The sequence below is a fragment of the Candidatus Symbiopectobacterium sp. NZEC135 genome, assembly GCF_025962695.1.
Genome location: NZ_JAGFPF010001148.1, coordinates 1 through 689 on the forward strand (window position 1 = coordinate 1; position 689 = coordinate 689).

The window sequence follows — 689 nt, forward strand, 5'->3', positions numbered from 1 at the left end:
TGATGTTGGAAGAACTCAAACAGCAGGTGCTGGAGGCGAATCTGGCGCTGCCAGCGCATCACCTGGTGACCTTTACCTGGGGAAATGTCAGTGCAGTCGATCGTCAACAGGGCCTGATGGTGATTAAACCGTCGGGCGTGGCTTATCCCGTGATGACCGCCGAAGATATGGTGGTGGTTGAATTGGCGACCGGGCGCGTGGTTGAAGGTAACAAGAAGCCATCATCGGATTCAGACACACATCGCGTACTCTATCTGGCGTTTGACCAGGTTGGTGGCATCGTGCATACGCACTCGCGCCATGCGACGATTTGGGCGCAGGCGGGTAAAGATTTACCGGCTTTTGGCACCACCCATGCCGATTACTTTTATGGCGCCATCCCTTGCACCCGCCTGATGACAGACGCGGAGATTGACGGCCGCTATGAGTGGGAAACGGGGAATGTGATTGTAGAAACCTTTCACCAACGCCAGCTTTCCCCCTTGGATATCCCCGCCGTGTTGGTCAATGCGCACGGGCCTTTCGCCTGGGGAAAGGACGCCGATACCGCCGTGCACAACGCGGTGGTACTGGAAGAGATCGCCTACATGGGCATCTTTACCCGCCAGTTGACACCGGATGTTGGCCCGATGCAGCAGGAACTGCTGGATAAACACTACCTGCGCAAGCACGGCAAAAACGCCTATTAC

General features: G+C 56.3%; 1 protein-coding gene. It reads left to right on the forward strand.

Features of this window, described 5'->3' with window-relative positions; all coding sequences use genetic code 11:
- Positions 1-2: 2 nt before the first annotated feature.
- On the forward strand, positions 3-689 hold a 687-nt coding region (gene araD, locus J5224_RS33005; RefSeq protein ID WP_264629124.1), incomplete at its 3' end, for an L-ribulose-5-phosphate 4-epimerase.